The sequence below is a fragment of the Phenylobacterium sp. Root1290 genome (assembly GCF_001425305.1).
GTDB lineage: Bacteria > Pseudomonadota > Alphaproteobacteria > Caulobacterales > Caulobacteraceae > Phenylobacterium.
Window position 1 is genome coordinate 69,028 of sequence record NZ_LMEE01000001.1, and the last position, 25,689, is coordinate 94,716.

The 25,689-nt window shown below is 66.5% G+C and carries 23 protein-coding genes, 1 tRNA gene and 2 pseudogenes; 18 read left to right on the plus strand and 8 right to left on the minus strand.

All coding sequences use genetic code 11. The annotated features are described in order from the left end of the window. Positions 1 to 339 precede the first annotated feature (339 nt). Both ASC79_RS00335 and ASC79_RS00340 read left to right on the plus strand, forming a co-directional pair. Positions 340 to 3,915 (plus strand): PAS domain S-box protein, encoded by a 3,576-nt coding sequence (locus tag ASC79_RS00335; protein WP_056027345.1) that lies wholly within the window; start codon positions 340 to 342, stop codon positions 3,913 to 3,915. Positions 3,916 to 3,966: 51 nt separating this feature from the next. Continuing rightward, positions 3,967 to 4,803: an alpha/beta fold hydrolase gene (locus ASC79_RS00340; protein WP_056027348.1), complete on the plus strand. Its 837-nt coding sequence runs from the start codon at positions 3,967 to 3,969 to the stop codon at positions 4,801 to 4,803. Here the strand turns inward: ASC79_RS00340 and ASC79_RS00345 are convergent. Then, on the minus strand, positions 4,794 to 6,491 hold the full coding sequence (locus tag ASC79_RS00345; RefSeq protein ID WP_056027352.1) for an HAD family hydrolase: 1,698 nt from the start codon (positions 6,489 to 6,491) through the stop codon (positions 4,794 to 4,796). The genes ASC79_RS00340 and ASC79_RS00345 overlap by 10 nt on opposite strands. Before the next feature lie 130 nt (positions 6,492 to 6,621). Between ASC79_RS00345 and ASC79_RS00350 the strand changes: the two genes are divergently transcribed. From ASC79_RS00350 to ASC79_RS21425, 4 genes are read left to right on the plus strand one after another with little or no spacing between them, the layout of a single operon-like run. Continuing rightward, positions 6,622 to 7,215 (plus strand): GbsR/MarR family transcriptional regulator, encoded by a 594-nt coding sequence (locus tag ASC79_RS00350; RefSeq protein WP_056027355.1) that lies wholly within the window; start codon positions 6,622 to 6,624, stop codon positions 7,213 to 7,215. After that, positions 7,208 to 8,635, plus strand: a complete 1,428-nt coding sequence (locus ASC79_RS00355; protein WP_056027357.1) for a cytochrome ubiquinol oxidase subunit I — start codon at positions 7,208 to 7,210, stop codon at positions 8,633 to 8,635. The genes ASC79_RS00350 and ASC79_RS00355 overlap by 8 nt, the downstream gene beginning before the upstream one ends. Beyond that, positions 8,632 to 9,633: a cytochrome d ubiquinol oxidase subunit II gene (gene cydB, locus ASC79_RS00360; protein ID WP_056027359.1), complete on the plus strand. Its 1,002-nt coding sequence runs from the start codon at positions 8,632 to 8,634 to the stop codon at positions 9,631 to 9,633. Before ASC79_RS00355 ends, cydB begins: the two co-directional genes overlap by 4 nt. After that, positions 9,633 to 9,749: a DUF2474 domain-containing protein gene (locus tag ASC79_RS21425; protein WP_235528862.1), complete on the plus strand. Its 117-nt coding sequence runs from the start codon at positions 9,633 to 9,635 to the stop codon at positions 9,747 to 9,749. The genes cydB and ASC79_RS21425 overlap by 1 nt, the downstream gene beginning before the upstream one ends. Here the strand turns inward: ASC79_RS21425 and ASC79_RS00365 are convergent. Further along, positions 9,746 to 11,155, minus strand: coding sequence for a short-chain fatty acyl-CoA regulator family protein (locus tag ASC79_RS00365; protein ID WP_056027362.1), 1,410 nt, complete (start codon positions 11,153 to 11,155; stop codon positions 9,746 to 9,748). The two genes, ASC79_RS21425 and ASC79_RS00365, sit on opposite strands and share 4 nt — an antisense overlap. 137 nt (positions 11,156 to 11,292) lie before the next feature. Between ASC79_RS00365 and ASC79_RS21430 the strand changes: the two are divergent. From ASC79_RS21430 to ASC79_RS00385, 4 genes and pseudogenes are all read left to right on the plus strand, one after another. Continuing rightward, positions 11,293 to 12,163 (plus strand): annotated as a pseudogene (locus ASC79_RS21430) (acyl-CoA carboxylase subunit beta); the annotation flags it as partial. Position 12,164: 1 nt separating this feature from the next. Next, positions 12,165 to 12,716 (plus strand): annotated as a pseudogene (locus ASC79_RS21435) (carboxyl transferase domain-containing protein); the annotation flags it as partial. Positions 12,717 to 12,807: 91 nt separating this feature from the next. Then, complete coding sequence (locus tag ASC79_RS21245; protein WP_082603932.1) at positions 12,808 to 13,623, plus strand: BON domain-containing protein; 816 nt, start codon at positions 12,808 to 12,810, stop codon at positions 13,621 to 13,623. Between the two features lie 45 nt (positions 13,624 to 13,668). Then, positions 13,669 to 14,484, plus strand: coding sequence for an aminoglycoside phosphotransferase family protein (locus tag ASC79_RS00385; protein ID WP_056018147.1), 816 nt, complete (start codon positions 13,669 to 13,671; stop codon positions 14,482 to 14,484). A gap of 4 nt (positions 14,485 to 14,488) precedes the next feature. Here the strand turns inward: ASC79_RS00385 and ASC79_RS00390 are convergent, their stop codons facing one another. The 3 genes from ASC79_RS00390 to msrB form a co-directional block, all read right to left on the minus strand. Next, positions 14,489 to 15,460 (minus strand): SDR family oxidoreductase, encoded by a 972-nt coding sequence (locus ASC79_RS00390; RefSeq protein WP_082531877.1) that lies wholly within the window; start codon positions 15,458 to 15,460, stop codon positions 14,489 to 14,491. Positions 15,461 to 15,525: 65 nt separating this feature from the next. Further along, the gene (locus ASC79_RS00395) at positions 15,526 to 16,116 is read right to left on the minus strand and encodes a hypothetical protein (protein WP_056018151.1); all 591 of its coding nucleotides are present in this window, start codon (positions 16,114 to 16,116) and stop codon (positions 15,526 to 15,528) included. Then, a complete protein-coding gene (gene msrB / locus ASC79_RS00400) occupies positions 16,116 to 16,610 on the minus strand; it encodes a peptide-methionine (R)-S-oxide reductase MsrB (protein WP_056018153.1) in 495 nt (164 codons plus the stop codon). Before msrB ends, ASC79_RS00395 begins: the two co-directional genes overlap by 1 nt. 59 nt (positions 16,611 to 16,669) lie before the next feature. Between msrB and ASC79_RS00405 the strand changes: the two genes are divergently transcribed. Both ASC79_RS00405 and ASC79_RS00410 read left to right on the plus strand, forming a co-directional pair. Next, positions 16,670 to 16,990 carry a heavy metal-binding domain-containing protein gene (locus ASC79_RS00405; RefSeq protein ID WP_056018155.1) on the plus strand — a complete coding sequence of 107 codons (321 nt, stop codon included), beginning with the start codon at positions 16,670 to 16,672 and terminating at the stop codon, positions 16,988 to 16,990. A gap of 13 nt (positions 16,991 to 17,003) precedes the next feature. Further along, positions 17,004 to 17,411, plus strand: coding sequence for a DUF805 domain-containing protein (locus ASC79_RS00410; RefSeq protein ID WP_056018156.1), 408 nt, complete (start codon positions 17,004 to 17,006; stop codon positions 17,409 to 17,411). Here the strand turns inward: ASC79_RS00410 and lipB are convergent. Next, entirely contained in the window at positions 17,408 to 18,133 is a 726-nt protein-coding gene (lipB, locus tag ASC79_RS00415) for a lipoyl(octanoyl) transferase LipB (RefSeq protein WP_056018158.1), read from the minus strand. The genes ASC79_RS00410 and lipB overlap by 4 nt on opposite strands. 23 nt (positions 18,134 to 18,156) lie before the next feature. Here lipB and ASC79_RS00420 point away from each other — a divergent pair, with 23 nt between their 5' ends. The 5 genes from ASC79_RS00420 (at position 18,157) to ASC79_RS00440 (ending at position 21,875) form a co-directional block, all read left to right on the plus strand. Beyond that, complete coding sequence (locus ASC79_RS00420) at positions 18,157 to 18,465, plus strand: FliM/FliN family flagellar motor switch protein (RefSeq protein WP_156378294.1); 309 nt, start codon at positions 18,157 to 18,159, stop codon at positions 18,463 to 18,465. Positions 18,466 to 18,513: 48 nt separating this feature from the next. Then, positions 18,514 to 18,598 (plus strand) — tRNA-Leu (locus ASC79_RS00425). A gap of 61 nt (positions 18,599 to 18,659) precedes the next feature. After that, positions 18,660 to 20,090 (plus strand): magnesium transporter, encoded by a 1,431-nt coding sequence (mgtE, locus tag ASC79_RS00430; protein ID WP_056018163.1) that lies wholly within the window; start codon positions 18,660 to 18,662, stop codon positions 20,088 to 20,090. 70 nt (positions 20,091 to 20,160) lie between these two features. Then, positions 20,161 to 21,414: a lysozyme gene (locus ASC79_RS00435; protein WP_056018165.1), complete on the plus strand. Its 1,254-nt coding sequence runs from the start codon at positions 20,161 to 20,163 to the stop codon at positions 21,412 to 21,414. Between the two features lie 146 nt (positions 21,415 to 21,560). Continuing rightward, positions 21,561 to 21,875, plus strand: coding sequence for a DUF3574 domain-containing protein (locus ASC79_RS00440; RefSeq protein WP_056018167.1), 315 nt, complete (start codon positions 21,561 to 21,563; stop codon positions 21,873 to 21,875). Here ASC79_RS00440 and ASC79_RS00445 read toward each other — a convergent pair. Together ASC79_RS00445 and ASC79_RS00450 are read right to left on the minus strand one after the other, a co-directional pair. Next, the gene (locus ASC79_RS00445; RefSeq protein WP_056018169.1) at positions 21,872 to 22,678 is read right to left on the minus strand and encodes a helix-turn-helix domain-containing protein; all 807 of its coding nucleotides are present in this window, start codon (positions 22,676 to 22,678) and stop codon (positions 21,872 to 21,874) included. The genes ASC79_RS00440 and ASC79_RS00445 overlap by 4 nt on opposite strands. Before the next feature lie 295 nt (positions 22,679 to 22,973). Further along, complete coding sequence (locus tag ASC79_RS00450; protein ID WP_056018171.1) at positions 22,974 to 24,752, minus strand: patatin-like phospholipase family protein; 1,779 nt, start codon at positions 24,750 to 24,752, stop codon at positions 22,974 to 22,976. 97 nt (positions 24,753 to 24,849) lie between these two features. Here ASC79_RS00450 and ASC79_RS00455 point away from each other — a divergent pair, with 97 nt between their 5' ends. Beyond that, positions 24,850 to 25,686, plus strand: a complete 837-nt coding sequence (locus tag ASC79_RS00455) for an enoyl-CoA hydratase-related protein (protein WP_056018173.1) — start codon at positions 24,850 to 24,852, stop codon at positions 25,684 to 25,686. Positions 25,687 to 25,689 lie beyond the last annotated feature (3 nt).

The following is a 25,689-nucleotide window of genomic DNA, read 5'->3' on the forward strand; positions in this document are numbered from 1 at the left end:
GAGAACGTTCGCGCACGAACGCTGCACGCAACCACCCATATCTCATTGATTTAAAAGACAATTCCGTACAGTCCATCATCGGGGCGACGGAGAGCCTATAGGGCTGAAATATAGCGTGTTTCGTCATGCAACTTGGAGAATTGGGCTGGCCGCTGGACGCGCGCTTCTACGCCATTTCGTGAGGGATTTCGCCCCTGCTTTCTATTCCGCATCCCCACACCGCGCTCAACGGCGCAGAGGAACCCAAGCCAATGTTAGTCCGCCTCACCGCAAGTCGGACCCAAGCGGCGCCTTTCGCCCTACAACGGGTTATCCGCGAACCAACCTACTGATCGTGCGTTGCTGCTGCGGTGTTTCGGGGGTGAGGGCCAAGTTCTGCGTACGCATGCCATTTTCGACGGGGGATCGGCCTATCCGTTTCTCAATTCCGGGGGCGAGCTCGCCGGCCTGATCGGCAGGTTCGACTGGGGTTCGACTTCGCTCGGGCCGCTCGACGCCTGGCCGCAAAGCCTGCGCACCAGCGTCGACCTGATCCTGCGATCCCATGTTCCGATCGTCAGCCTCTGGGGCGCCGACGGGATCATGATCTACAACGACGCCTACGCGGTCTTCGCGGGCGGGCGCCATCCGAAGCTGCTGGGCTCCAAGGTCCTGGAGGGCTGGCATGAGGTCGCCGATTTCAACGCCCATGTCCTGAAGGTCGGCTTGGCCGGCGGCACCCTGGCGTTCAAGGACCAGGAACTCGTCCTCCACCGGCACGGCCAACCTGAGACGATCTGGGCGGACCTGGACTACTCCCCGGTGTTCGACGAGGCAGGGCGCCCCTTCGGTATCATCGCCATCGTCGTTGAAACCACCGAGCGGCTGAAGGCGCAGCGGTGGCGCGAAGCCGAGCAGGAGCGTCTGCGGCTCATGTTCGAGCAGGCGCCAGGTTTCATGGCGATGCTGGCAGGCCCCGAGCACCGCATTGTCCTGACGAACCCCGGTTATGAGCGCCTGATCGGCCGCCGCGACGTGGTGGGCAAGACGGTCGCCGAAGCCCTGCCGGACGCCGTTGAACAAGGCTTCGGCCAACATCTCGACGAGGTGTTCGCTAGCGGCCAGGCCTATACCGCCGAGTCCGCGCTCTACGCCGTGCAGGCCACGCCGGGCGGGCCGAGCAACAACCGTTATATCGACCTGGTTTTCCAGCCGGTCGAGGACCAGCACGGCGCGGTCGTGGGCATCTTCGTCCAGGGCTCCGACGTCACCGATCGCCGCGAGGCGCAACGGCAAGTCATCGAGAGCGAGGCGCTAAACCGCGAGATCATCGACAGCGCATCCGACTATGCGATCATCGCGACCGATCTCGATGGGCGGATCATGCGCTGGAACCGGGGCGCTGAGCGGCTTCTAGGCTGGAGCGAGAGCCAGGCCCGTGGCCGCGACCTCTCGATGGTGTTCTCCGAGGAAGACCGGAAGGCCGGCGTCGACGCAAACGAGCGTCGAATGGCGCTGGAGGACGGGCACGCCCAGAGCGAGGGCTGGCGCTGCCGGAGCAATGGCGAGCAGTTCTGGGGGAGCGGGGAGCTCACCCCCGTGCGCGACGCTGCGGGCGTCGTCACTGGCTTCGTCAAGGTTCTGCGCGATCGCACCGAAGCCCATCAGGCCGCCCAGCAGCTGGCTCAGGCGCAGCAAGCCGGCGGCGTCGGCGTCTTCTCCCTCGATTTCGCGACCAACGAGATCACGGCGACTCCTGAGCTGTGCCGGATCTATGGTCTGCCAGAGCGTTCTCGCTTTCCGGTGACCGAGATCGAACAGCTCGTCCTTCCCGGTGACGCCGCCAACGTCCTGGATACCCGCCGGCGCGCGGCCGGCGAGGCGGACAAGGAAGTCGAGTACCGCATCCGCAGGCACAGCGACGGGGTCGAACGGATCATCGCACGCCGGGCCGAGTACGAGCGAGACGCGAAGGGCGCGGTCGTCCGCTTGGCGGGGGTCGTGCAGGACATCACCGATCGACGCAGCGCCGAGCGCGCGCTGCTCGCCAGTCAGGCGCAGTTCGAAGCCTTGGCCCAGGCGATGCCGAACCAGGCCTGGACGGCCCGGCCCGATGGCTACGCCGACTGGTTCAACGCTCAGTTCTATACCTTCACCGGCGCGCCGGAGGGCGCCCTGGACGGGATCGGCTGGACGAGATGGGTTCACCCGGAAGATCTCGGGGCGGCGCAGGCCGCCTGGTTCTCGACACTTCGATCTGGCCGGGACTTCCAGTCCGAGTTCCGCCTCCGAGCCGTCGACGGCACGTGGCGATGGCATCTAGCCCGCGCCATCGGCGTCCGCGATCCGGGCGGCTCCCTGCTTCGCTGGATCGGGACCAACACCGACATCCACGAGCAGAAGCTCGCTGAAGCCGCTTCGAACCGCGATCGCGACCGCATGTGGTCGATGTCGCAGGACCTCATGCTGATCAGCGACTACAGCGGGCGGATCACCTCGGTGAACCCATCCGTCGAGCGCATGCTCGGCTGGAGCGAAGCCGAACTGATCGGCGCTCAGCTCGTCGACTTCATACACCCCGAGGACGTCGACAGGACGGTGGCCGAGGTCATCAAGCTGGCCGGAGGCGAGACCACCTGGGCTTTTGAAAACCGTTACCGCACCAAGGCCGGCGCCTATCGCCTGCTGGACTGGACGGCAGTCCCAGATCAGGGCCGCATTCACGCCGTCGCACGCGACATCACCGAACAACGAGCCGTCGCCGAGGCGCTGCGCCAGAGCCAGAAGATGGAGGCTGTCGGCCAGTTGACCGGCGGCATCGCACACGACTTCAACAACCTGCTGCAGGGCGTCACCGGAAGTCTGGACCTCATCCAGAAGCGCGTGGCTCAGGGGCGGATCGGCGAACTCGACCGCTTCATCGTCGGCGCGATGACCTCAGCGAACCGGGCCTCAGCCCTCACCCATCGGCTTCTCGCCTTCTCCCGGCGCCAGCCGCTCGATCCTCGCCCAGTGCGGGTCAATCCGCTGGTCGGATCGATGGAGGACCTGCTGCGGCGCACCCTGGGCGAGCGGATCGACTTCGAACTGGTCATCGCCGCTGGGCTTTGGTCCACGAAGTGCGACCCCAACCAGCTGGAGAGCGCGATCCTCAACCTGGCGATCAACGCGCGCGACGCCATGCCCGACGGCGGCAAGCTGACGATCGAGACCTGCAACGCCCATCTCGACACGCGGTATGCAGCCCAGCTGCGCGACGTACGCCCGGGCCAATATGTCTGCATCTGCGTCACCGACACCGGCGTGGGCATGGACGCGGCCACGATCGAACGCGCCTTCGAACCCTTCTTCACCACCAAGCCGATCGGCCAGGGAACCGGCCTTGGCCTTTCGATGATCTACGGCTTCGCGCAGCAGTCTCAGGGCTATGCGAAGATCTATAGCGAGGTGGGCAAGGGCACGACCTTCAAGCTCTATCTGCCGCGGTACCGCGGGGATGCGGACGCCGAGGAGGATCTTCCCCAGTTCAGTTCGGCGCAGGGAGCTGAGGATGGCGAGACGGTGCTGGTGGTCGAGGACGAGCCGGTGGTTCGCGGCCTGATCGTCGAGGTGCTCAGCGAACTGGGCTATCGCGCCATCGAGGCGGCGGACGGCCAGCAGGGCCTGGACGTGCTGCATTCTCGCCGCCGCATCGATCTGCTCATCACCGACATCGGCCTACCCGGCCTCAACGGCCGTCAGGTGGCGGACGCAGGCAGGGCGCGACGCCCTGAGCTGAAGGTCCTGTTCATGACTGGATACGCGGAGAACGCGGCCTTGGCGTCAGGCTTTCTGGAGCCCGGGATGGCGATGATCACCAAACCCTTCGCGATGGAGCATCTGGCGACGCGCATTCGCCAGATCATCGAGGACACGGCTCCACCGACCGGAGCTTGATCCTGGCGGCGCTATCCGCGACTGCTCTAGCTTCGCCGCCTGGAGGAACCGATGGCTCTCAATGAAACCCGCTTCCGCTATTTCGGAACTGACCGCACGGCCCTTGCGGGCTTCAAGTGGGGTTCGGACGCGCCTCCCCGCGCCTTGCTTCAGCTCGCCCACGGGGCGGGCGAGCACGCCGGGCGCTATCGCGAGCGCCTAGCGCCGCTCACAGAGGCGGGCTTCCTCATCTACGCCGCCGATCACCGCGGCCATGGCCAGACCTCAGGCATGAGCCACCTCGGCGACTTCGGCCCTGGCGGCGCCGAAGCATGCGTCACCGACATGGCGGAGCTGTCAGCCCTGGCGCGCCGGGAGCACCCAGGCCTTCCGCTCTTCCTGCTGGGCCACTCCATGGGCGCGATATTCGCCCAGGCCTATCTGAGCCAGTACGCAGAGTTGATCGACGGGCTTGTGCTTTCGGGCACCTCGGGTCCTGGCCCGCGGATGGAGGGCCCGGCCAATGGGGCCTTCCCCTCGCCCCGCACGGACTACGACTGGCTCAGCCGCGATGAGGCCGAGGTCGATCGCTATATCGCCGATCCCTTCTGCGGAATTCGCTTCAACGACGCTTCGCAAGCCTCGTTCTACAGCGTCGCGGCCAAGGCGCTGTTCCAGCCCGACCTCAGTTCGGTTCGGCCAGCGATGCCGGTCTACGTCTTCGTCGGTGATCGCGATCCCATCAACAACAACCTGGCGGCGGTGACGCCGCTGATCGACGCCTACCGAGCCGCTGGCCTGGACGTGACATTCAAGGTCTACCCGGAAGGGCGCCACGAGATGCTGAACGAGACCAATCGCGAAGAGGTCGTCGACGACCTGCTCGGCTGGCTAAGCCGTCAGGTCTGAGCCGGCGCGGTGTAGCGTCGCTCGATGATTTCCCGCATCGCCTCGCGGCTGGCTCTCGCATCGCCGTCGTCCTGGACGCCCAGCGCCTCGTCGGCCAGTTCGTCGTCCTTGATGGCCTCCCGAAACCATCGGACGTAATCGCCCTGGCGGAGATGATGCAGCCAGGTCGCATCGTCGACGCCGTCGGCCATCTGCAGGAACACGATCAGGTTCTGGGCGCGCAGGTTGAGAGCGCCGTCCGGCCCTTGGAAATAGAAGCTCTTGTCGGCGCCTAGCTCCCCCTCGGCATACTTCCGGGTGTGCCGTTTGCGCGCCTGATGCGGAGGGTCGGCGACGATCCAGCGCGGCGGCTGGCCTGACGCAACATCCCAGTAGAGCACCTGATCCTCGTCGGGCGGATCTGGCATGTCGGGCGCCTCGATCCCCACAGCCGAGCAGAAGCTCGCCGCCACGTCGGCGCCCTTGGGCCCTACGCACAGCAGCGTCCGAACCGTCCGCAACGCCGCGGGCGCCATCTGGTCGGGGTGCACCGTGACATATATGACCGCAGAGAGCTCAGGTGGAAGCACCTCGCCGGCCTCGGCCACGGGCAGCATGTGATGGGCCTCGTCGACCACCAGCCAGTGGGGACGCCCGCTATCGACCTGCAGCTTGCAGATCTGCGCGATGGTCTCGCGGAAGAACGCGGGCCGGTCGGCGACCTTCAGGCCCAGCATGTTGATCACCAGGGGCGGGCTGGCCGGATTCTCCAGCACACCCATGGCTTCGATCGCGACGGGTTCGTGCTTGGCGTCGCCCAAGACGATCGCGCCCTCGAGCTCGGTGTAGTCGCCCTCGGGATCGAGCACGCACATCTGGAAGCCTTGCGCTTCAAGCTTCTCGATAAGCGCCGTGGCCAGGGTCGACTTGCCGAAGCCCGATGAGCCGGCGATCAGCACGCCGCCGCGGTCGGGAGCCAGATCGGCGTCGGCGTCCGGCCCAATCGCAATCGCGCGCGCCGACGCGGCCGCCGCGACGAGCGGCGATGGCTCGGCGAGCAGGGCGTCGATGGCTTGCGTCACCCCTGCCCCGTGATCGGCTGAGGTGACCAAGGCCGCGGTGGCCTTGACGGCATCAAGCGCATTGGCGACGGCCACGGAGCAGCCGCATGCGGTGAGGAAGGCGTGGTCGTTCTCGGCGTCTCCGATCCCCACCACGTTCAATGGCGAGAGCCGAAGCGCCTCAAGTGCGGCGGCCAGGCCCGTCGCCTTGTTGACCCCCGCCGGCAGGACCATGACCGCGCCCTTGTTGAAGATGATCTGCCACTCCAGGCCACTCTCCCTGATCGCATCGAGCACCGCGCCTTCATTGGGCTCCCAGGTGGCGACGATCCCGCGGCCCACGGACAGCGGCTCCACCTGGCGCTCGCGCAGCGCCGCGATGAGCTCCGGCGGCGGCTCGTCGGCGACGAGCTGCTCTTCCTGGCTGGCTGGGAAGTAGAGCAGCGAGCCGTTCTCAGCGACCACCACATCGAACAGATCGAGCCTATCGAAGGCCTGCTTCAGGTCCGGCAGCTCGCGGCCGGTCACCATCAGCAACTTTCTGCCGCTCGCCTTCAGGCGCTCCAGGGCTGTGATCGTGGGCGCGTCCACCCGGCCATGGTGAGCCAGGGTTCCGTCATAGTCAGTGGCGAAGGCGATCAGGCGCATAGGAACCCAAGCCCCTGGCCTCGGCACGGGTTCCCTCGGGCCCAGCCAGCAACCCCTCCGGCCAGGCGCCGATCTCTTGACCGCGCGGTGGCATTTTCCTATTTTCAGAAATTCCTGAAAGTTCATGAAAATGAATCTGCCTCCCCTCACCCAGGCCTTCGTTCTTCACTTCGGAGAGATGGGCAGCCGCTGGGGCATCAGCCGCACGGTCGGCCAGATCTACGCCCTGCTGTTCCTCGCGGAGGAGCCGCTGAACGCCGACGACATAACCGAAAAGCTCGGATTTTCGCGCTCGAACGTCAGCATGGGGCTCAAGGAGCTGTCATCGTGGCGGCTCGTAAAGCTTCAGCACAAGCCGGGCGACCGCCGCGAGTACTTCTCGACCCCGGAGGACATCTGGGAGATCGTGCGCATTCTGGCCGAGGAACGGCGCAAGCGGGAGATCGACCCAACCCTTTCAATGCTGCGCCAGGCTCTGGTCGAGACGCCGGCCACCGCAGGAGAGCGACACGCCCAGGAGCGCATGGCCGAGATGCACGGCCTTATCGAGCTCATCACCCGCTGGTCGGAAGACATCCAGAAGCTTGAGACGCAGACGCTGATCCAACTGCTCGAGGTAGGCTCAAAGGTGCAGAAGGTGTTCGAGATCAAGGATAGGCTGAAGGTCGTCGCCGGCGGCAAGTCGCGGCGTCGCGCGAAAGACGAGGGCCCGGCAGATGTTTGACGACATCAGCGCGCTCACCCTGGCGCGGGCGCAGTTCGCCTTCACCGTCTCCTTCCACTTCATCTTCCCGGCCTTCTCGATCGGCCTCGCCAGCTACCTGGCGGTGCTTGAGGCCCTGTGGCTGAAGACCGGCAAGGAGGTCTACCTCAACCTCTTCAAGTACTGGCTGAAGATCTTCGCCCTCGCCTTCGCCATGGGCGTCGTCTCGGGCATCACCATGTCCTACCAGTTCGGCACCAACTGGTCGGTGTTCTCCGACAAGGCCGGTCCCGTGATCGGCCCCCTGATGGCCTATGAGGTGATGACCGCCTTCTTCCTGGAGGCTGGCTTCCTGGGCGTGATGCTGTTCGGCATGAACCGCGTCGGGCCGAAGCTGCACTTCATGGCGACCCTCGCCGTCGCGATCGGCACTTTCATCTCGGCCTTCTGGATTCTGTCGGCCAACAGCTGGATGCAGACCCCCCAGGGCTTCGTGATGAACGCCGCCGGGCAGTTCGAGCCGGCCGATTGGATGGCGATCATCTTCAACCCGTCCTTCCCCTACCGGCTCGTCCACACCGTGCTCGGGGCCTACCTGACGACAGCCCTTGCGGTCGGGGCCGTGGGCGCCTGGCATCTGCTGAAGGACAAGGGCAACGCCGGGGCGCGGGTGATGTTCAACATGGCCATGGGCATGATCGCCGTGGCCGCACCAATCCAGATCTTCGCCGGCGACATGCACGGCCTGAACACCCTGGAGCACCAGCCTGCCAAGGTCATGGCGATGGAAGGCCATTTCCAGAGCCATCCGGACGGCGCGCCGCTGATCCTGTTCGGCATCCCGGACGAGAAGGCCGCCACGGTCCACGCCGCAGTGTCCATACCCAAGGCCTCATCGCTGATCCTCAAGCATGACCCGAACGCGCCGTTGGCCGGCCTCGACACGGTCCCGCGCGAGAACTGGCCCGTTGTTTCGATCGTCTTCTGGTCGTTCCGGATCATGGTCGGACTGGGCATGCTGATGTTGGCCCTGGGGGCGGTCAGCCTGCTGGCTCGCGCCCGGAGCAAGCTCTACGACTGGCGCTGGCTCCACCGCTTCGCCCTGGTCATGGGTCCATCCGGCTTCGTCGCCGTGCTGGCCGGTTTGGTGACGACCGAGGTAGGACGCCAGCCCTTCACGGTCTACGGCTTGCTGCGGACATCAGAGTCCGCCGCGCCGCTGGACGCGCCTGCTGTGGCCGCCTCGCTGCTGGCCTTCGTCGTCGTCTACTTCGTCGTCTTCTCGGCCGGCGCCGGCTACATCCTCAAGCTCATGAGCCACCCGCCGCACCCCGGCGAACGCGGCCTCGATGAAGCGCCCGACCATCCGGTGCGTACCGCCGGAATCACGCCAGCGCCTGGCATCCCGGTCCACCGCACCAGTGAGGGAGACGCCTCGTGACCCTCGACCTCCCCTCCGTCTGGGCCTTCGTCATCGCCTTCGCGGTTTTCGCCTATGTGGTGATGGACGGCTTCGACCTCGGCATCGGCATCCTGTTCCCGACCTTCAAGCCGGGCCGAGAGCGGGATTCCGCGATGAACTCGGTCGCGCCGGTCTGGGACGGCAATGAGACCTGGCTGGTGCTGGGCGGCGGCGGCCTGATGGCGGCCTTCCCCCTCGCCTACGCCATCGTGCTCCCGGCGCTCTACGCCCCGATCATCGCCATGCTGCTGGCGCTGATCTTCCGCGGCGTGGCCTTCGAATTCCGCTGGCGCGACCCGGCGCACCGACCATTCTGGGACCTCGCCTTCACCGGCGGCTCGGTGATCGGCGCCTTCGCCCAGGGCGTTGCCCTGGGCGCACTGCTTCAAGGGATTTCAGTCGAGGGCCGTCAGTACGCCGGCGGCTGGTGGGACTGGCTGACCCCGTTCAGCCTCCTCACCGGCGTCAGTCTCGTGGTCGGCTACGGGCTGCTGGGCGCGACCTGGCTTGTGATGAAGACCGAGGGCGATATGCAGTCCCACGCGCGGCGCATGTCGGGCTGGCTCGGCGCGGGCACGATCGTGCTGATCGCCGCCGTCAGCGCCGCGACGCCATTTCTGAAGGGCGCGTACTACGAGAACTGGTTCGCCTGGCCGAGCGTGCTGCTCACCGCCCAGGTGCCGCTGATGGTGCTGATTGGCGCGGTGCTGTTCTTCCGCAGCCTGCGCAAGGGCCATGAACGCTGGCCGTTCCTGCTCGCGCTCGCCCTCTTCCTGCTCAGCTTCGTCGGCCTGGGAATCAGCATGTTCCCCTATGTCGTCCCCGGCGCCGTGACGATCTGGGACGCCGCGGCTCCAGACATCAGCCTGATGTTCATGCTGGTGGGCGCCGTCGTGCTGATCCCGATCATCCTGGCCTACACCGGCTACGCCTACTGGGTGTTCCGCGGCAAGGTCGGCGAGGAGGGCTATCACTGATGGCCGCGCCCTCACCGTCAGCATGGCGGCGGCTGGCGTGGTTCGTCGGCCTGTGGCTGGCGGGTGTGCTGACAGTCGGCGCCCTCAGCTACCTGATCCGGGCCTGGCTGCTCTAGCTTAGCGAGAACGGCACGATCGAACGTTCGGTCCGCGACACCCGGAAGCTCCGGTCCACGGGCGGGAACGCGCGTTGCAGGCAATCGTCCCGCTCGCAGATCCGGCAGCTGACCCCGATCCTCGCCGCCGGGCCCTTCAGATCGACGCCGTCCGAATAGACCAGGGCGTCAGCGTATTCGACTTCGCAGCCGAGCCCGAGCGCATAGCGGCGATCGGGCGTGCCATGGCCGCCTGACCGCTTGAGCACGCTCCAGGCGAGGCAGAGATAGCGGGTGCCGTCCGGCATCTCCGCCACTTGGGTCAGGATGCGGCCGTCGCGGCCGAACGCCTCGTGGACGTTCCACAGCGGACAGGTGCCGCCGAACCGCGCGAACTGGAAGCGCGTGGCGCTATGGCGCTTGGTGATGTTGCCGGCCGGATCGACACGCACGAAGTAGAACGGGATACCGCGCGCGCTCGGGCGCTGCAGCGTGCTCAGCCGGTGACAGGTCTGCTCGAAGCTGGACTGGAAGCGAAGGGTCAGGGCGTCGATGTCGTGACGCAGCTCCTGCGCCGCCTGCCGAAACGCTTCGTAGGGCAGGACCAGGGCGCCCGCCGCATAGTTGGTCAGGCTGATCCGGCAAATGTCCACCGCCGCAGGGCTGCGCAGTTCTGAGGCTTCCAACTCGGCTTCGATGATCTCGCCAAGCTCGGCCGCCACGACATGGCAGGCCATCTGGAAGGTCCGGGTCTCCGCCGGCTGGGCCATGTTGAGCGTCAGCTCTCGCCGTCCCGGATCGTAGCGGCGCATCAGGGCGCCCTCCGCCACCCGCCGGACACTGACCTGCAGCCTGTCGCGCAGATAGATTTCGAGCGCCGCCTCCAACGGAATTTCAGGCGCCAGGCCGCACTTGGCGTGCAGCTGCTCGGCGGCCACGTCCAAGGCATGGATGTAATTGTTTTTGTAATGGAAATAATCTCGCACCTCCTCGTAGGGCAGCTGCGCGCTGGCCGCGACCGTCTCGTCCAGGGCCAAGGCCTCGTCGGTGGCGCTCAACCGCTCCCCCGCGCGCCGGTGGGCGCGGTGCAGATCGAGATAGTGCCGGGCGAAGCTGGGGGCGTTGGTCACCACCAGTTTGAGCTCCGCCAGCGAAGGCGCCGGCGCCTCCGCCGCCGATTCCGCCGTCGCTTCGCGCAGGTCCGCAATCATCCGCTGATCGTCGTCCGCATCGAGCGACGCAGCGTCCACATCGAACACTCGCATCATCGAAATCAGCACCCGCGCGGTGACCGGGCGCTGGTTGGCTTCGATCTGAGACAGGTAGCTGACCGAGACGCCAAGCCTTGCTGCGCAAGGCTCCAGCTTCCAACCCCGGCCCTCGCGCAGGCGGCGTACTTTTGGTCCGACGAACAGCTTTTGGGACATTTGCAACTTTGCAGAATGTGAATTTGTGAAGCGTGAATTTCACAATAGCGCCTCTATTCACATGACGTCACCTGCCGTGGCGCCTATCGCAGGATCGCGCCTGCTTTCGATGGCGCGGCAGACTTGAGGCCAGGTCCTTGAACTCGATCGTTCGCAACCTCGCGCCGACCGGCGCCAAGCACATCCTTGAAGAGCTGGAGAAGCGCCGTGGAGAGGCGCGTCTTGGCGGCGGCGAGCGCCGGATTGCGAGCCAGCACGGCAAGGGCAAGCTGACGGCGCGCGAGCGTCTGGACCTGCTGCTGGACGAGGGCTCGTTCGAGGAGTTCGACATGTTYGTCGAGCACCGGGCGGTGGACTTCGGGATGGCCGACAACCGGGTGCCGGGCGATGGGGTGGTGACCGGCTGGGGCCGGATCAACGGCCGGCTGGTGTTAAGGTGCAGGAGCAGGCGCTGAAGGTCGGGGCCCCGATCATCGGCCTGTTCGACGCCGGCGGCGCGCGTATCCAGGAAGGGGTCGACGGCCTGGCCGGCTACGCCGACATCTTCCTGCAGAACACCCTGGCCAGCGGCGTCATCCCGCAGATCAGCGTGATCATGGGCCCCTGCGCCGGCGGCGACGTCTATTCGCCGGCGATCACCGACTTCATCTTCATGGTGAAGGACACCTCGTACATGTACGTGACCGGCCCGGACGTGGTGAAGACCGTCACCCACGAGGAGGTCACCCACGAGGAGCTCGGCGGCTACCGGGTGCATGCGCTGAAGTCCGGCGTCGCCGACGGCGCGTTCGAGAACGACCTGGAGGCGCTGACCCAGGTGCGCCGGCTGGTCGACTTCCTGCCGCTSWSSAACCGCGAGAAGCCGCCGGTGCGCGAGAGCTTCGACCGCTCCGACCGGCTGGAGCCCTCGCTCGACAGCCTGGTGCCGGCCAATCCCAACAAGCCCTACGACATGAAGGAACTGATCCTCAAAGTCGTCGACGAGGCCGACTTCTTCGAGATCAGCCCNCCTCGCTCGACAGCCTGGTGCCGGCCAATCCCAACAAGCCCTACGACATGAAGGAACTGATCCTCAAAGTCGTCGACGAGGCCGACTTCTTCGAGATCAGCCCAGACTTCGCCAAGAACATCATCTGCGGTTTCGGCCGCATCGACGGGGCCAGCGTCGGTATCGTCGCCAACCAGCCGCAGGTGCTGGCCGGGGTGCTGGATATCGATAGCTCCAGGAAGGCCGCGCGCTTCGTGCGCTTCTGCGACGCCTTCGAGATCCCGCTGGTGACCTTCGTCGACGTGCCCGGCTTCATGCCCGGCACCAAGCAGGAGCAGGGCGGGCGTCGAGATCATCTTCCGCTCCGAGATCGGCGATCCCGAGGCCATCGCCGCCCGCGAGGCCGAGTACAAGCAGCGCTTCGCCAATCCGTTCGTCGCCGCTTCCCGCGGCTACATCGACGATGTCATCATGCCGCACTCCACCCGACGGCGCATCGCCAACGCGCTCAAGAACCTCCAGGGAAAACAGCTCTCCAATCCCTGGAAAAAACACGACAACATCCCGCTGTAGCGCTGCCGCAGGTCACGCAAACTTCTCGGAACCTGGACCGCGATCCCTCGTTGACGCTCGCAAGACGAAACGAAAACCAGGGAGAACGACCATGTCCGATCGATGGATGGACGAGCGCGAAGAACTGGAACGTATGGACCGCGAGCGCGGCTACGGGCGCTATCGTGGCGAGCGTGACGAGAGCCGCCATGAACGCGGCCTCTACGGTGACCGGAGCTTCAAGCCTCGGCGCGACGAGCATGTCTTCGGCGAACGCGAGAGCGGCGTCAATTACACGAGCCCGCGCAATTCCGGCGACTATGCCTATGAGGCGCGGATGGCGCGCCGAGTGCGCAGGGACTATGCCGACTACGCCCGCCGTGAGCCGCGCGGCGACGACTACGCGCCGATCACGCGCGGTGGGTCATATGCCTACGCGCGCCCCCACGGCGGTCCCGACCATTGGGGCGAGGAACGCGCCTATCGCGTCGCCTACGGCGATCACCATCCTGACCACGCAGGCCACTACGAAGACGAGCGCGACCGCCGCGGCTTCTGGGAGCGGGCGAGCGACCGGGTCGCGTCATGGCTAGGTGAAGGCGACCATCGCGGGCGTGGACCGACCGGCTACAAGCGAACCGACGCCAAGATCAGCGAGGACGCGCATGATCGCCTGACCGACGACCCGTGGCTGGACGCCAGCGGCATCGCCATTCAGGTCGAAGGTGGCGAGGTCACGCTGTCCGGGACCGTCGCCGAGCGCGAGGGCAAGCACCGGGCAGAGCGGCTGGTCGAGGATCTGGCGGGCGTGACCCACGTACAGAACAACCTGCGCGTCCGGCGCAACGATCCGATCACCGGGTCTGGGACCGGTTTCGGCGACAGCGCCAACGCCGCGCAGATCAGTTCGGCCAACCGCAAGAACTGAGGACCCCCTCTGGCCTCGCCGCGTCAGGCTCCTACATAGACAGGCGTGACGGGGCCTTCATTTCAACCTTGGCTGGATCTTTGGGACCTGGTTCCCGATGGCCAGGCCTTCACGACCGAGTACACCGGCAGCTGGCTGCTGCCGGTGCGCAGGTCCGGCCGCGCCGCCATGCTCAAGCTCGCCACCGTGCCGGAGGAAATCGCCGGCGCGGCCCTGATGGAATGGTGGAACGGGCAGGGCGCGGCGCAGGTCCTGGCGCGGCAGGACGAGGCGCTCCTGCTTGAGCGGGCCGAAGGGCCAAGATCGCTGGCGAAGATGTCCCGCGGGGATGAAGACGACGTGGCGACGGGCATCATCTGCGATGCCGTCGCGGTTTTGCACGCGCCTCGCTCCACACCGCCGCCAGCGAGCCTGATCCCCCTGGATGTCTGGTTCGCGGCCTTGGGGCCGGGAGCGTCCCGGCATGGCGGCGTGCTGGTCAAGGCGCACGAGACCGCTCAGGCGCTGCTGGCGACGCCGCGCGAGGTCGTGCCGCTGCACGGCGATGTGCATCACGCCAACATCCTCGACTTCGGGCCGCGGGGTTGGCTGGCGATCGATCCCAAGGGCGTGCTGGGCGAGCGTGGCTTCGACTATGCCAATCCGTTCTGCAATCCCGACACCGCGACCGCACTCATTCCAGGCCGGCTCGACCGCTATCTCGATCTGGTGTCGGCGCGCGCGGGCATGGAGCCGCGGCGGTTGCTGATGTGGATCCTGGCCTACAGCGGCTTGTCGGCGGCCTGGATCCTCGATGATGGGGATCCTGCCGATTTCGACAGTTCGATCGCTGAGATGGTCGCGGCCAAACTCGACGCCTGACCCGTCAGCCGCCGATCCGCCATCCGACCTCGCGGGCGAAGTCGTTGAAGAACTCCGGCTCATAGGCCCGTTCAGGATCCTTGCGCACCCATTGGTCGAGCGCCTGGGCGTCGTCGCCGACGAGGATGCGCCAGCGTTCGGCCTTGACGCCGTCGAGGATCACCTTGGCGGCCGCAGAGGCGGTCATCGGCGCATCCTCCAGGAAGCTGCGGGCCATTTCGGCCGACATCGCGCGAATGGCGTCGTCGGGGACCTGGCTTAGGTCCATGCCCGCGGCAGCCATGCGCGCCCGCGCCTGGGTCAGATCCTCGGCGCTCAGGTCGTCGGAATCGGAGCCGGACTGGACCTTGCGCGAGTTGGCGATGATCGAGGTGCCGATGTGGCCTGGCATGACGACCGAGCATTTGATGTGCGGTGCGTTGAGCCGCAGGTCGGTGACCAGGGCCTCGGTGAAGCCCTTCACCGCGAACTTCGCGGCGGCATAGGCGGTGTGCGAGGTGTTAGGTCCGATCGTGGCCCAGAAGCCGTTGACGCTGGACGTGTTGACGATGTGGCCCTCGTCGGCGGCCATGAGCATCGGCAGGAAGGTGCGAACCCCGAGATAGACGCCGCCCCAGCACACATTGAACGTCTTTTCCCACGAGGCGCGGCTGTCGGCGATCACGCTGCCGCCGCCGGCGATGCCGGCGTTGTTGAAGAGCAGATGGATGCGGTCGGTCTGCTGCTGCTCGGCCATCTCGTCGCGGAACGCGGTCAGCGCCGCTTCCAGCGAAACGTCGGCGATGTGAGTGGTGATCTTGGTGCCTTGCGGCTTGCCGTCGGCCTCGATGAGCCGAACTGTCTCGGCCATGGCCTTGGCCGAGACGTCGCACATGGCGACGTTGCAGCCTTCGGCGGCGAGCTGGCGGGCGAGTTCGCGGCCCATGCCCGTTCCGCCGCCTGTGATCACGGCGGTCCTACCTGCGAAATCCTTCACGGCGTCGCCTCCCTGGCGTTGTTTGCCGGGAGCCTAGCGCGCTTTCCGCCCGGTCCGCCAAGCGGTCAGACTTCCACGTAATAGAGCCGCAGGATGAAGGAGACTTGGTAGATCAGGTTGGCGATCACGAAGGCGGCGTGGAAGCGCCGGTTGGTGGTGGCCATCGCCACGCCGCAGAGGGCGACATAGGCCAGGCACCGGAGCGGATATTCCCAGCCGAGGTGGGCCAGGTAGTCATGGCCCTTGATCGCGGTGTCCGCGATGTCGGCGACATAGGTCAACGCCAGCAGGCCGAAGAACCACTTCCGCCGCGAGATGAAGAAGTCCTCGAAGCTGGCGTATTCGGCCAGGTGGTCGGGAAACAGCAGGCAGGCCAGGAAGTAGTAGAGGCTCGCATAGGCCAGCACGAAGGCGTAGAGCGCGAAAGTCCAGGAGACGTCCGAGAGCCGGAACTCCCACCACCAGAAGTGCGCGGCCGACAGCAGGACCGAGACCGCCCACGCCAGGTGGATCGGGTACAGCTTGCGCCGACCGGGGTGCTGGACCATGGCTGAAAAGCCGGCCAGGGAGCGGGTGATCGACAAGCCCACCACGAGGCCGATGATCACCCTGACGTGCAGGTAGAAGTCGGCGCCGGTGTGAGCGGCGCCGGCCATCAGGCTTTTGCGCCCGCCAAGGCGGCGTTGTCGCCACGTTGGAGCGGATCGCGCAGCGGCGTCCCGTTGGCCACGAACTCCAGCGATACCGAGTTGATGCAATAGCGCAGTCGGGTCGGCGGCGGGCCATCGGGGAACACGTGGCCCTGGTGGCTGTCGCAGCGCGCGCAGCGAGTTTCGATGCGGACCATGCCGTAGCTGACGTCACGCACCCCGATCACGTGCGCCTCGTCATAGGGCGCGAAGAAGCTGGGCCAGCCGGTGCCGCTCTCGAACTTGGTCTTGGCCTGGAATAGCGGCAGCCCGCAGAGGCGGCAGCAGTAGGCGCCGTCTTCCTTGTTATCGAGGAGGCCGCCGCAGAATGGCGCCTCGGTGCCGTGATGCAGCAGAACGTCCGCTTCTTCCTGCGACAGACCAGCCTCCAGGCTGGCGCGTTCGGCCGCGTCAGGGGCGGTCAGATTAAATCCGGATGGGGAGGCGGCTGGCGTGCTCATAGGGTGCAATCTAAGGTCCCTGAGCTGTTCGCGAAAGTGCGTCGCCGGAGGATGCAGGCATGATCACCACTACGACACCCCATGTCGCCGAACGCGAGACCGCTCGCACCATCGGCGTGGTCAGCGGCGAGGCGATCATCGGCGCGCACATCTTCCGCGACATGTTCGCCGGGATCACCAACATCATTGGCGGCCGGGCCGGCGGCTACGAGAAGGCGCTGCGCGAGGCGCGCGACATCGCCATCCGCGAGATGTGTGACGAGGCGGAGAAGCTGGGCGCCGACGCGGTGGTCGGGGTCGACCTGGATTATGAGGCGCTGGGCGTGGACAACGGCATGCTGATGGTCACGGCCGCGGGCACCGCCGTCAAACTTCGCTAGGCCTGGAGGGGGCATGAACGGCCAGACCGATTGGGGAGCGCTGCTGCTGTCGGCGGACGGCCGCATCGCGCGCACGCCGTTTCTGATTGCTGCGGTCGTGCTGCTTGGCCTTGCCGCGGTCTATGAGGCCGTTGTCGGTGTCACGCTCCACTGGCTGACGGGCTGGTTCGTCTATCCGGCACTGATCTATGCGGGCGCCTGCGTGCTGTCCAAGCGGCTGCACGATCGCGGCAAATCGGGCTGGTGGGCCGCCTTGATCCTCTTTGCGCTGGTCGCGGTCTGGCCGCAGCCGGTGGGCTTCTTCGACTTCCTGTTCGGTATCGCCCTGGTATGGGCGGCGGTCGAACTGGGCGTGATGGGAAGCGAGATGGGCGCCAATCGCTTTGGCCCCAATCCGCTGCGACCGGCGGCGGCGGCCTAGATCGGCGGCTCGGTCGCCTCGACGTCGCCGAAGACGATCTTGAAGCTGGCCTTCAACGCCTCGTCGGCCTCATCCATCGTCACCGGCAGGCCAAGATCGACCAGGCTGGTGACGCCGTGCTCGGTTTGCCCACAGGGCACGATGCCCGAGAAGTGGCCGAGGTCCGGCTCCACATTCAACGAAATGCCGTGGAACGACACCCATCGACGCAGCTTCACGCCGATAGCGGCGATCTTGTCCTCGCGGGTCGGAAATCCCGGCGTCTTGCGTTCGACCCAGACACCGACCCGGCCGTCGCGAATCTCACCCTCGACATTGAAGCGGGCGAGGGCGCCGATGACCCAGGCCTCGAGACTGGCGACGAAGGCCCGGACGTCGCGCCGACGCTTGGTCAGGTCGAGCATCACATAGGCCACCCGCTGACCGGGGCCGTGATAGGTGAATTGCCCGCCGCGTCCGCTGGCGAAGACCGGGAATCGATTCGGATCCAACAGGTCGCCATCCTTGGCCGACACGCCGGCGGTGTAGAGCGGCGGGTGCTCCAGCAGCCAGACGAGCTCTCCTGCGCGGCCCTCGGCGATCGCGGCTGCGCGGGCCTCCATGGCCGCCACCGCCTCAGGGTAGGGGACTTGGTGGCGCGACACGGCCCATTCGGCGGCGAGGCCATCGTCGCGACCGAAGATCGGGGCGTTCGGCGAGAGGTTTAACGAGCGGTCAAGCATGTTGGACCCAATGTGGTGACCGGATCGGGCGCGTCAAAGCCCCATTCGCCCTGTGTCTAGTGTTTCAAAGGCTTTGCGTCTTGGGTCAGGTCAACGAGGTTCACGTCGAAATATCGGTCCTGCTGGGCCGATCGACCCTGCCGATGCAGCAGCTTCTGCGCATGGGGCGGGGCGCCGTGATTCCCCTCGACGCCGGCGTGAACGAGGAAGTCTGGATCCTGGCGAACAACCATCCGGTCGCCCGCGGTGAGATTCAGATCAATGAAGATCGCATCTCGATCGCCGTCACGCGTGCGGCAGATGTGTATGACTTCATGGCAGGCGGTCAGTAGGGCTTCACAAAGCTGCGGGGGTTTGCTACCTGCCGCGCCTCACCACGAGCGGTCGTGGCGGAATTGGTAGACGCGCAGCGTTGAGGTCGCTGTGGGGCAACCCGTGGAAGTTCGAGTCTTCTCGACCGCACCAGTGAATCAGGGTCTTCAACAGCGATAGAGCACATCTTCGTCCGACGCCTAGGGAGGTCAGCATGAGCCGCGAAACGGCCGACCTGTCCGAAGCTGCTGGCAAGATTGCTCCTGAGCTCGAAGAAGACCTTGAAGACCTCGCCCTAGGCGAGGACTACGCTCTAAATCCCCAATTCGTGGCGATGGTGGTGGATGCCGCCGATCGCGGCGACGCCGAGCGTCTGCGCGAATTGCTGGGCGCCCTTCACCCGGCCGACGTCGCCGACCTGATGGGCTTCCTGTCTGCGGAGTACCGCGACGAGGTGCTGGCCCACCTGGCGCCCGAGGCGCTGGCCGAGATCCTCTCCGAACTCGACACCGAGATTCGCGAAGACGTTCTCGAGACCGTTGCGCCCGCCACGCTCGCCCGAGCCCTTGAAGAGCTTGATTCGGACGACGCCGCTGACGTCGTGGACGATCTGGAGGACGACAAGCGCGCCCAGGTCCTGGCCGCGATGTCGGAGGCCGAGCGCGCTGCGATCGAGACATCTCTGGCCTACGAGGATGAGACCGCCGGCCGCATCATGCAGCGCGAAGTTGTTGCTGCGCCTCAGTTCTGGACCGTCGGCCAGACGATCGACCACTTCCGCAGGGAAGCCGACGACCTGCCTGAGCTGTTCTTCGACATCTATGTGGTGGACCCCAGCTATAAACCTGTCGGTGGGACGCCGGTCAGCCACCTGCTGCGGGCCCCGCGCAGCACTCCCCTTGCCCAGATCATGGAGCCGGTGACCGAGATCCCGGTCGGCATGGATCAGGAAGAGGTCGCGTACATCTTCGACAAGTACCACCTGATCTCCGCGCCGGTGGTGGAGCCGGGCGGGAGGCTGGTGGGGCAGATCACCGTCGACGACATCGTCGGGGTCATCCAGGAGGAGAGCGAGGAGGATATCCTCGCCCTGGCCGGGGTGTCCGACGCCGGCCGGAACGCCGACGTCCTGGACATAATTCGCGCGCGTCTTCCGTGGCTTGCGCTGAACACCATAACCGCCGCCCTGGCCGCCAGCGTCATCCGCGCCTTCGAGGGCGAGATCGCCAAGCTGGTCACCCTGGCGGTGCTGATGCCCATCGTCGCCTCGCTGGGCGGCAACGCCGGCACCCAGGCCCTGGCCGTCGCCGTGCGCGCGCTGGCCAGCAAGGAGCTGTCCTCGGTCAACGCCTATCGGACGGTTTTCCGCGAAATGGCCGTGGGGCTCGCAAACGGCGCGGCCCTAGCCGCCGTAACGGGTGGCGTGATCTACTTCCTGTTCCGTGACGTGATGCTAAGCGTCACGTTTGGGCTCGCGCTTATCATAAACCTGTTTGTCGCCTCGCTGGCCGGGGTGCTCGCGCCCCTGGTTCTGGAGCGCATGGGCCGCGACCCCGCGGTTTCATCCTCAGTTTTCGTGACTTTCGCCACGGACTTCACAGGTTTCTTCGCCTTCCTAGGCCTTGCAGCGCTGATCCTGCTGTAAAAGCGGCCTCTATCTTGCCCGCTAAGCCCTGGGTGCGTGCGCCCATGTGTCAGGATGGGTCAATCAGGCCATGAAACCGCGTAATCAAGTGTCGAGGTCGGCGATCGAGCTGATCAAGCGCTTCGAAGGCTACCGCCGAAAGTCCGCCCAGTTGCCCGACGGCCGCTGGACGATCGGCCATGGCCACACCCTGACCGCCCGCGAGGGCGCCGAAGTCTCGGAACAGGACGCCGAGGCGTTGCTGATCTACGACCTCATCGCCGTCTCGCATTCGATCAACGAGTGGGTGTTCACCCCGCTTAGCCAGAACCAGTTCGACGCGCTCGCCGCCTTCACCTTTAACATCGGGGTCGAGAACTTCCGCCGCTCGTCCGTGCTGCGCCGCCTGAACGAAGGCAGCATGATCCAGGCCGCCTGCGCCATGGAGCTGTGGCGCAAGGCCGAGTTCGAAGGCGAGAGGATCGTGGTCGATGCGCTGGTTCGCCGACGCTCGGCCGAGAAGACCCTGTTCCTCACGCCTCCCGACGGCTGGGTTCCGGCCCCGTCGCCGGTGCTGAGGCCCAATATCGATCTGGACGCTACTGGCGTCGTGCCGCGCGAGACGCCCACCGCCCTGACCGCCCGTATGGAAGGCGCGAGGGCGTTCATCGAGCGTGATGAAGTTCACCAGGAACGCCCGGCGGGTCCGGTGCTGGAGGACGACCTGCAGAGCCCAGCAGCAGCGGCGGCCGCCTCGGTTTCCTCGCGCCTGTCCAGCATCTTCAGTGAGCCGCTTCGCCAGGGTCCGGTCGTGGAGCCGGCCCCGCGGCTGGTCATCGAAGAGCCCGGCCCCCTCATGGCCGCCTTTCCTCAGCCGGCGGCGGAAGCCGCCTTCGTGCTGACGCCGCCGGTGGAAGAGGAGTTCGCGTCGCCGGAAGCGTTCGAGGCGCCGAAGCTGGAACTGGTCGCGGCCAATGAATCCGAACCCAACCTGTTCGACGAGGCGCCGCCGGCCGCCGCGCCGGAGGTCGAGGCCGAGCTCGAGCCCGCCCCGGACGAACCCGCGACGGCCCCGGCCATCGAGGTGGTGACTCCCAAGAAGCCTGGGCTGATGCCGGCGGTGGGCCTAGCCGGAGCTGGCGTGGCCCTCTTTGGCGGTTGCCTGTTCTGGGCGGTCAACATGCCCCAGCCGCAAGGCGATGGGGCGATGAACCCCGGTACGGTGGTGTGGCTGGCGGGGATCGCCGGCGTCGGTCTGATCGGGGTGGCCGTCTACATGATCTTGGACCGCCTGGGCCGGCCGGACATCGAGCATGTCGATGCGGTGCTGGAACGCGACGAATAGCCACGGGGCCGTTCCTCGCAAGGCGCGACGCGTGCTAACTATACAACATGATGCGCGTCGTTTCCTTTGCGGCAGCCCTGAGCGTTCTGGCGCTCGGCGGCTGCGCCAGTTTTCATGGGCTTAGCTGCCCCTCGGGGCAGGAGTCGATGCGCACGGCTCAGCTCTTCTTCGGCCAAAATGTCGGCGGCAAACCTGGCGTTTCCGCGGCGGAATTCCGCAAGTTCGTTGACGAGGAACTGACGCCGCGTTTCCCGAGCGGACTGACCGTCCTGGAGGGCGGCGGCCAATGGAAGGGCGACGAAAACAAGCTTATCCGCGAAGCGTCCAAGGTCGTGGTGCTGGTGCTGCCCAACGGCATCGACGCCAACCTGAAGCTCAATGCCGCCCGCAAGGCCTACAAGGCGCGGTTCAATCAGGAATCGGTCCTGCTGGTGACCCAGCCCGCCTGCGTGGACTTCTAGGCGGGCAGGCTGTCGGCGAGGGCGCGCAGCGCCTGACTTGTCTCGGCGTCGGCCGGGAAGAATGTCTCCAGGGTCAATTCCGACACCGTGACGTCCACCGGCGTGCCAAATACGGTCGTCGTGCTGAAGAACGACAGCAACCCCGCGGCGGTCTGGATGCGGAACGGCATGGCCACCCCGCCGAACTCGTCCGAGGGCTTGCGCGGCGGTTGGCCTCCCGGAATGGGGTAGGCCCTCAACTCGGTCAGCAACTCTGACAGCTGCGCATCCGCCGTGAGTTCGACCTCGCGCCGCAGACGATCGAGCAGATGGGCGCGCCATTCGTGCAGGTTGGCGATCCGCGACGCCAACCCTTGAGGGTGCAGGGTCAGCCGCAGCACGTTCATCGGCGCGGCCAGCAGCTCGGGGGCGACACCCTCCATCAGCGGCCCGATCATCCGGTTGGCGCTGACCAGGTTCCAGCCCCGATCAACCACCAGGGCAGGGTAGGGCTCGTGCCCGGTCAGGATCAGGTCGACAGCCCTGCGCGCGGCGACCAAGGCGGGATCGTCCAGCGATCGCTGTGGAAAGACCGGCGCGAAGCCCGCCGCCACCAGGATCGTGTTCCGTTCACGCAATGGGATCTCCAACTGCTCGGCCAGGCGCAGGACCATGTCCCGGCTGGGCTGGGCCCTACCAGTCTCGAGAAAGCTGAGGTGGCGGGTGGAGATCTCGGCGTCGAGCGCCAGGTCGAGCTGGCTGAGACGGCGGCGCTGGCGCCATTGGCGAAGGTGGTCGCCCACCGCTGTTGCTGTTGCGATCATGGGTGGAGCCTAGCGGCGCACAGGCCTGGGCTCCATGACCTTGCAGGTAATGGGCGAGATGCTCAGCCCAGAAAGACAAAGGGCCGGCTCTCTTGCGAGAACCGGCCCTTCCATTGTCGGACCGCAGTGCGGCCCGCAACTCGGCGCTTACTTGGAGACCTCGTAAGCGGCGACCCGGGTCGCGGCTTCCACACTCGGATGAGGACAATGAGACACTGGGTCACCTCCTTTCAGCTGTTGAACAGGAATTTCAATATGGGACCGAATGGGCCGCTTCGCAAACCCTCTTCGTATCTCACGTCAGCGTGACCGCCCGGAGTTCGTGCTCGTCCTCGGTATCGGGGCGACGGCGCAGTTCGGTGACCGGGCGGGTGAGCTTGTCCAACGCCTCGATCGTGGCGCGGTAGCCTGCCTCGACCGCGGGGGCATAGGCCGACCAATCGCGAATTTCCACGCCGGTCAGATCGGGGGTGATCAGGACGTCGGTGGCCTCGCGGGCGGCGGCGAGATCGCGTCCCGTGGAGACGGTCGCCGCGCGCATCAGCAGCGACACGATGGGCGGCCCCTTGCGCCACTGGCCCGAACGAATCCAGCGCCAGACCGACTCCGGGCGCGCGACGTCGTCGGCGGTGATCGACCGGCCGCGGCTGACATCGACCCCGACGATGGGGCCAAGTTGCGACAGGCGCATGATGTCGGCGGGGAAGTTCTTCATCACCGCGCCGTCGACCAGCACGTTGTTGTCGCTGGTGGTCGCCGGGGGCAGCACGCCGGGCAGGGAGATCGTCGCGCGCAGCGCCTCACGCAGGAGCCCGCCCTTGTGAAGCTGATAGGCGCCGGTGGTGAGGTTCGACGACACGCAGAAGAACGGCAGCCATAGATCGGCGATCTGGATGTCGCCGAAGTGCTTGGCCAGCCGCTCGCGCACTTTTTCGCCCCGGGTCATGGCGAGCAGCGGAAGGGCGATATCGTCCAACGGGCTGGTGGTGACGAAGGCGTCGCGGATGCGCTCGTCCATCTCCGGGCCGTCCCATCCGACCGCCAGGCCGGCCCCGACGATCGCGCCCATCGAGACACCGCCGACGAAGTCGATGGGGACGCCGCGTTCCTTCAGGGCCTTGATCGCCCCGACGTGCGCGTAGGCGCGTGCGCCGCCGCCCGACAGCACCAGGCCGACGGACTGCCCGGTGAGCAGCCGCGCCATCCGCTGCACGTCCTCGGCGTTGTCGTGGCGCACATGGAAAAGGCGCGACGGCTGCAGGGCGTCGACCCAGGCCTGCGACCCGCGCGGAGTCTTGCAGGCCTTTGGTTGCACCAGGATCAGGTCGACCAGACGCTGGACCTGCAGCGGCTCGGCATGAGCCAGGCCCTCGGGCGGCGGCGCGGCGTCGCCGCGCGCCACGCGGAAGAGTCGGTCCACCTGGCGGCCGACGACCTGGCGCCAGCCGATGTCGTCAGCCTCGGCGGCATAGAGGACGAAGTCGTAGTCGCGCTCGACCTCGGAGAACCACTCGGTCGGCGCGCTCTGAGCTTCGCTGCCGACCACGGTCACCGAGAAGCCGAGACGGCCGATCTCGCGGGCGACCTTGTCGAGCAGCGGCCTGACGGGGACGGGCGCGCCCGTGGCGACGAAGCCGTAGACCGACGGCTCGCCCACCGAGGTCTTGGTCGCCGCCTGGCGGCTGCGCAAGATCATCAGCCTAGCCAGTTCGGTCATCACCGAGGCGTCAGCCTCGGCGGCTTCGAAGAAGGCGTCGCGCGGCAGGGCGAAGATTTCCGAATCGCGCAGGGCCACGACCGAGCCGCTATGCGGCGCCCCGGCGATCAACGACATTTCGCCGGCCGGCTCTCCGGGGCGAATTACGCCCAGGAACTGGGGCTCGCCGTTCTCTTCCTTGCGGAAGGCGCCTAGCCGCCCGGCACGGAGGAAATAGAGGTGGTCCGCCGGTTCGCCGGCCTGGAACAGGGTGGCGCCGCCCGGCAGGGAGAACCACGTCGCTTCGCCGTGGCCGCGCTCCTCATAGAAGAGGCGCGCCAACGCGGAGTCGCTGGGAATATCGGGCAAACTGACCACGGGAGGAACCTAGCTTGCGTCGCCCCGGGGAGCTATGGCTTGGCCTGATCCAAAGTTTCGGTCCAGCGTTCTTGTTAGGCTTTAGGAGCCCGTAGACATGACCAACCCCATCGCCGACCCGCTGGTCGAAATCACCGACACCGACGCCGAGTCCCGGCTGGTGGACATCGACGCGACGCCGGAAGGCGTGGCGACCGTGACCCTCAACCGCGCGTTCCGCCGTAACGCCTTCAACGCCGAGCTGATCGCCGCCCTGCACGAAGCCTTCGAGACCCTCCAGGGCGCGGAGGGCGTGCGCGTGGTGTTCCTGCGCGGGGCCGGCGGCACGTTCAGCGCGGGCGCGGACCTGGAGTGGATGCGCGAGGCTATTGACCGCACCGAGTCCGACAACCGCGACGACGCGATGCAGCTGGCCCGAATGCTCAAGAGTCTGTGGGACATCCCGGCCCTGACTGTGGCCCTGGTCGAGGGCGGCGCGTTCGGCGGCGGGGCTGGGCTGGCGGCCGCCTGTGACATGGCCGTCGCCACCGTCGACGCCAAATTCAGCTTCTCCGAAGTGCGGCTGGGCCTGATCGCCGCGACCATCAGCCCCTATGTCGTCGGCGCGATCGGCCCGCGGCAGGCGCGGGCGCTGTTCGCCACCGGCAAGGTGTTCGACGCCGCACATGCCGAGAAGATCGGCCTGGTGAACGAAGTCGTCGCGGACACGGCCGCGCTGGAAGCCGCGCGCGACCGCATCGGCGTCGAGATGATGGCCTGCGGCCCCGAAGCGGTGGCCGCGTCCAAGAAGTTGGTCGAGGACGTCGCCTATCGTCCGGTCGAGGACGTCATGGAAGAGACGGCCCGCCGCATCGCCCGCACCCGGGTCAGTCCCGAGGGCCAGGAGGGTGTTCGCGCCTTCCTGGAGAAGCGCAAGCCGAACTGGCAAGTCTGAACA

Coding starts and splice junctions, on each gene's coding strand:
- ASC79_RS00340 (WP_056027348.1), top strand. CDS start 3,967: ATGGCTCTCAATGAAACCCGCTTCCGCTATTTCGGAACTGACCGCACG.
- ASC79_RS00345 (WP_056027352.1), bottom strand. CDS start 6,491: ATGCGCCTGATCGCCTTCGCCACTGACTATGACGGAACCCTGGCTCAC.
- ASC79_RS00350 (WP_056027355.1), top strand. CDS start 6,622: ATGAATCTGCCTCCCCTCACCCAGGCCTTCGTTCTTCACTTCGGAGAG.
- ASC79_RS00355 (WP_056027357.1), top strand. CDS start 7,208: ATGTTTGACGACATCAGCGCGCTCACCCTGGCGCGGGCGCAGTTCGCC.
- ASC79_RS21425 (WP_235528862.1), top strand. CDS start 9,633: ATGGCCGCGCCCTCACCGTCAGCATGGCGGCGGCTGGCGTGGTTCGTC.
- ASC79_RS00365 (WP_056027362.1), bottom strand. CDS start 11,155: ATGTCCCAAAAGCTGTTCGTCGGACCAAAAGTACGCCGCCTGCGCGAG.
- ASC79_RS21245 (WP_082603932.1), top strand. CDS start 12,808: ATGTCCGATCGATGGATGGACGAGCGCGAAGAACTGGAACGTATGGAC.
- ASC79_RS00395 (WP_056018151.1), bottom strand. CDS start 16,116: ATGGCCGGCGCCGCTCACACCGGCGCCGACTTCTACCTGCACGTCAGG.
- msrB (WP_056018153.1), bottom strand. CDS start 16,610: ATGAGCACGCCAGCCGCCTCCCCATCCGGATTTAATCTGACCGCCCCT.
- ASC79_RS00405 (WP_056018155.1), top strand. CDS start 16,670: ATGATCACCACTACGACACCCCATGTCGCCGAACGCGAGACCGCTCGC.
- ASC79_RS00410 (WP_056018156.1), top strand. CDS start 17,004: ATGAACGGCCAGACCGATTGGGGAGCGCTGCTGCTGTCGGCGGACGGC.
- lipB (WP_056018158.1), bottom strand. CDS start 18,133: ATGCTTGACCGCTCGTTAAACCTCTCGCCGAACGCCCCGATCTTCGGT.
- mgtE (WP_056018163.1), top strand. CDS start 18,660: ATGAGCCGCGAAACGGCCGACCTGTCCGAAGCTGCTGGCAAGATTGCT.
- ASC79_RS00435 (WP_056018165.1), top strand. CDS start 20,161: ATGAAACCGCGTAATCAAGTGTCGAGGTCGGCGATCGAGCTGATCAAG.
- ASC79_RS00440 (WP_056018167.1), top strand. CDS start 21,561: ATGCGCACGGCTCAGCTCTTCTTCGGCCAAAATGTCGGCGGCAAACCT.
- ASC79_RS00445 (WP_056018169.1), bottom strand. CDS start 22,678: ATGATCGCAACAGCAACAGCGGTGGGCGACCACCTTCGCCAATGGCGC.
- ASC79_RS00455 (WP_056018173.1), top strand. CDS start 24,850: ATGACCAACCCCATCGCCGACCCGCTGGTCGAAATCACCGACACCGAC.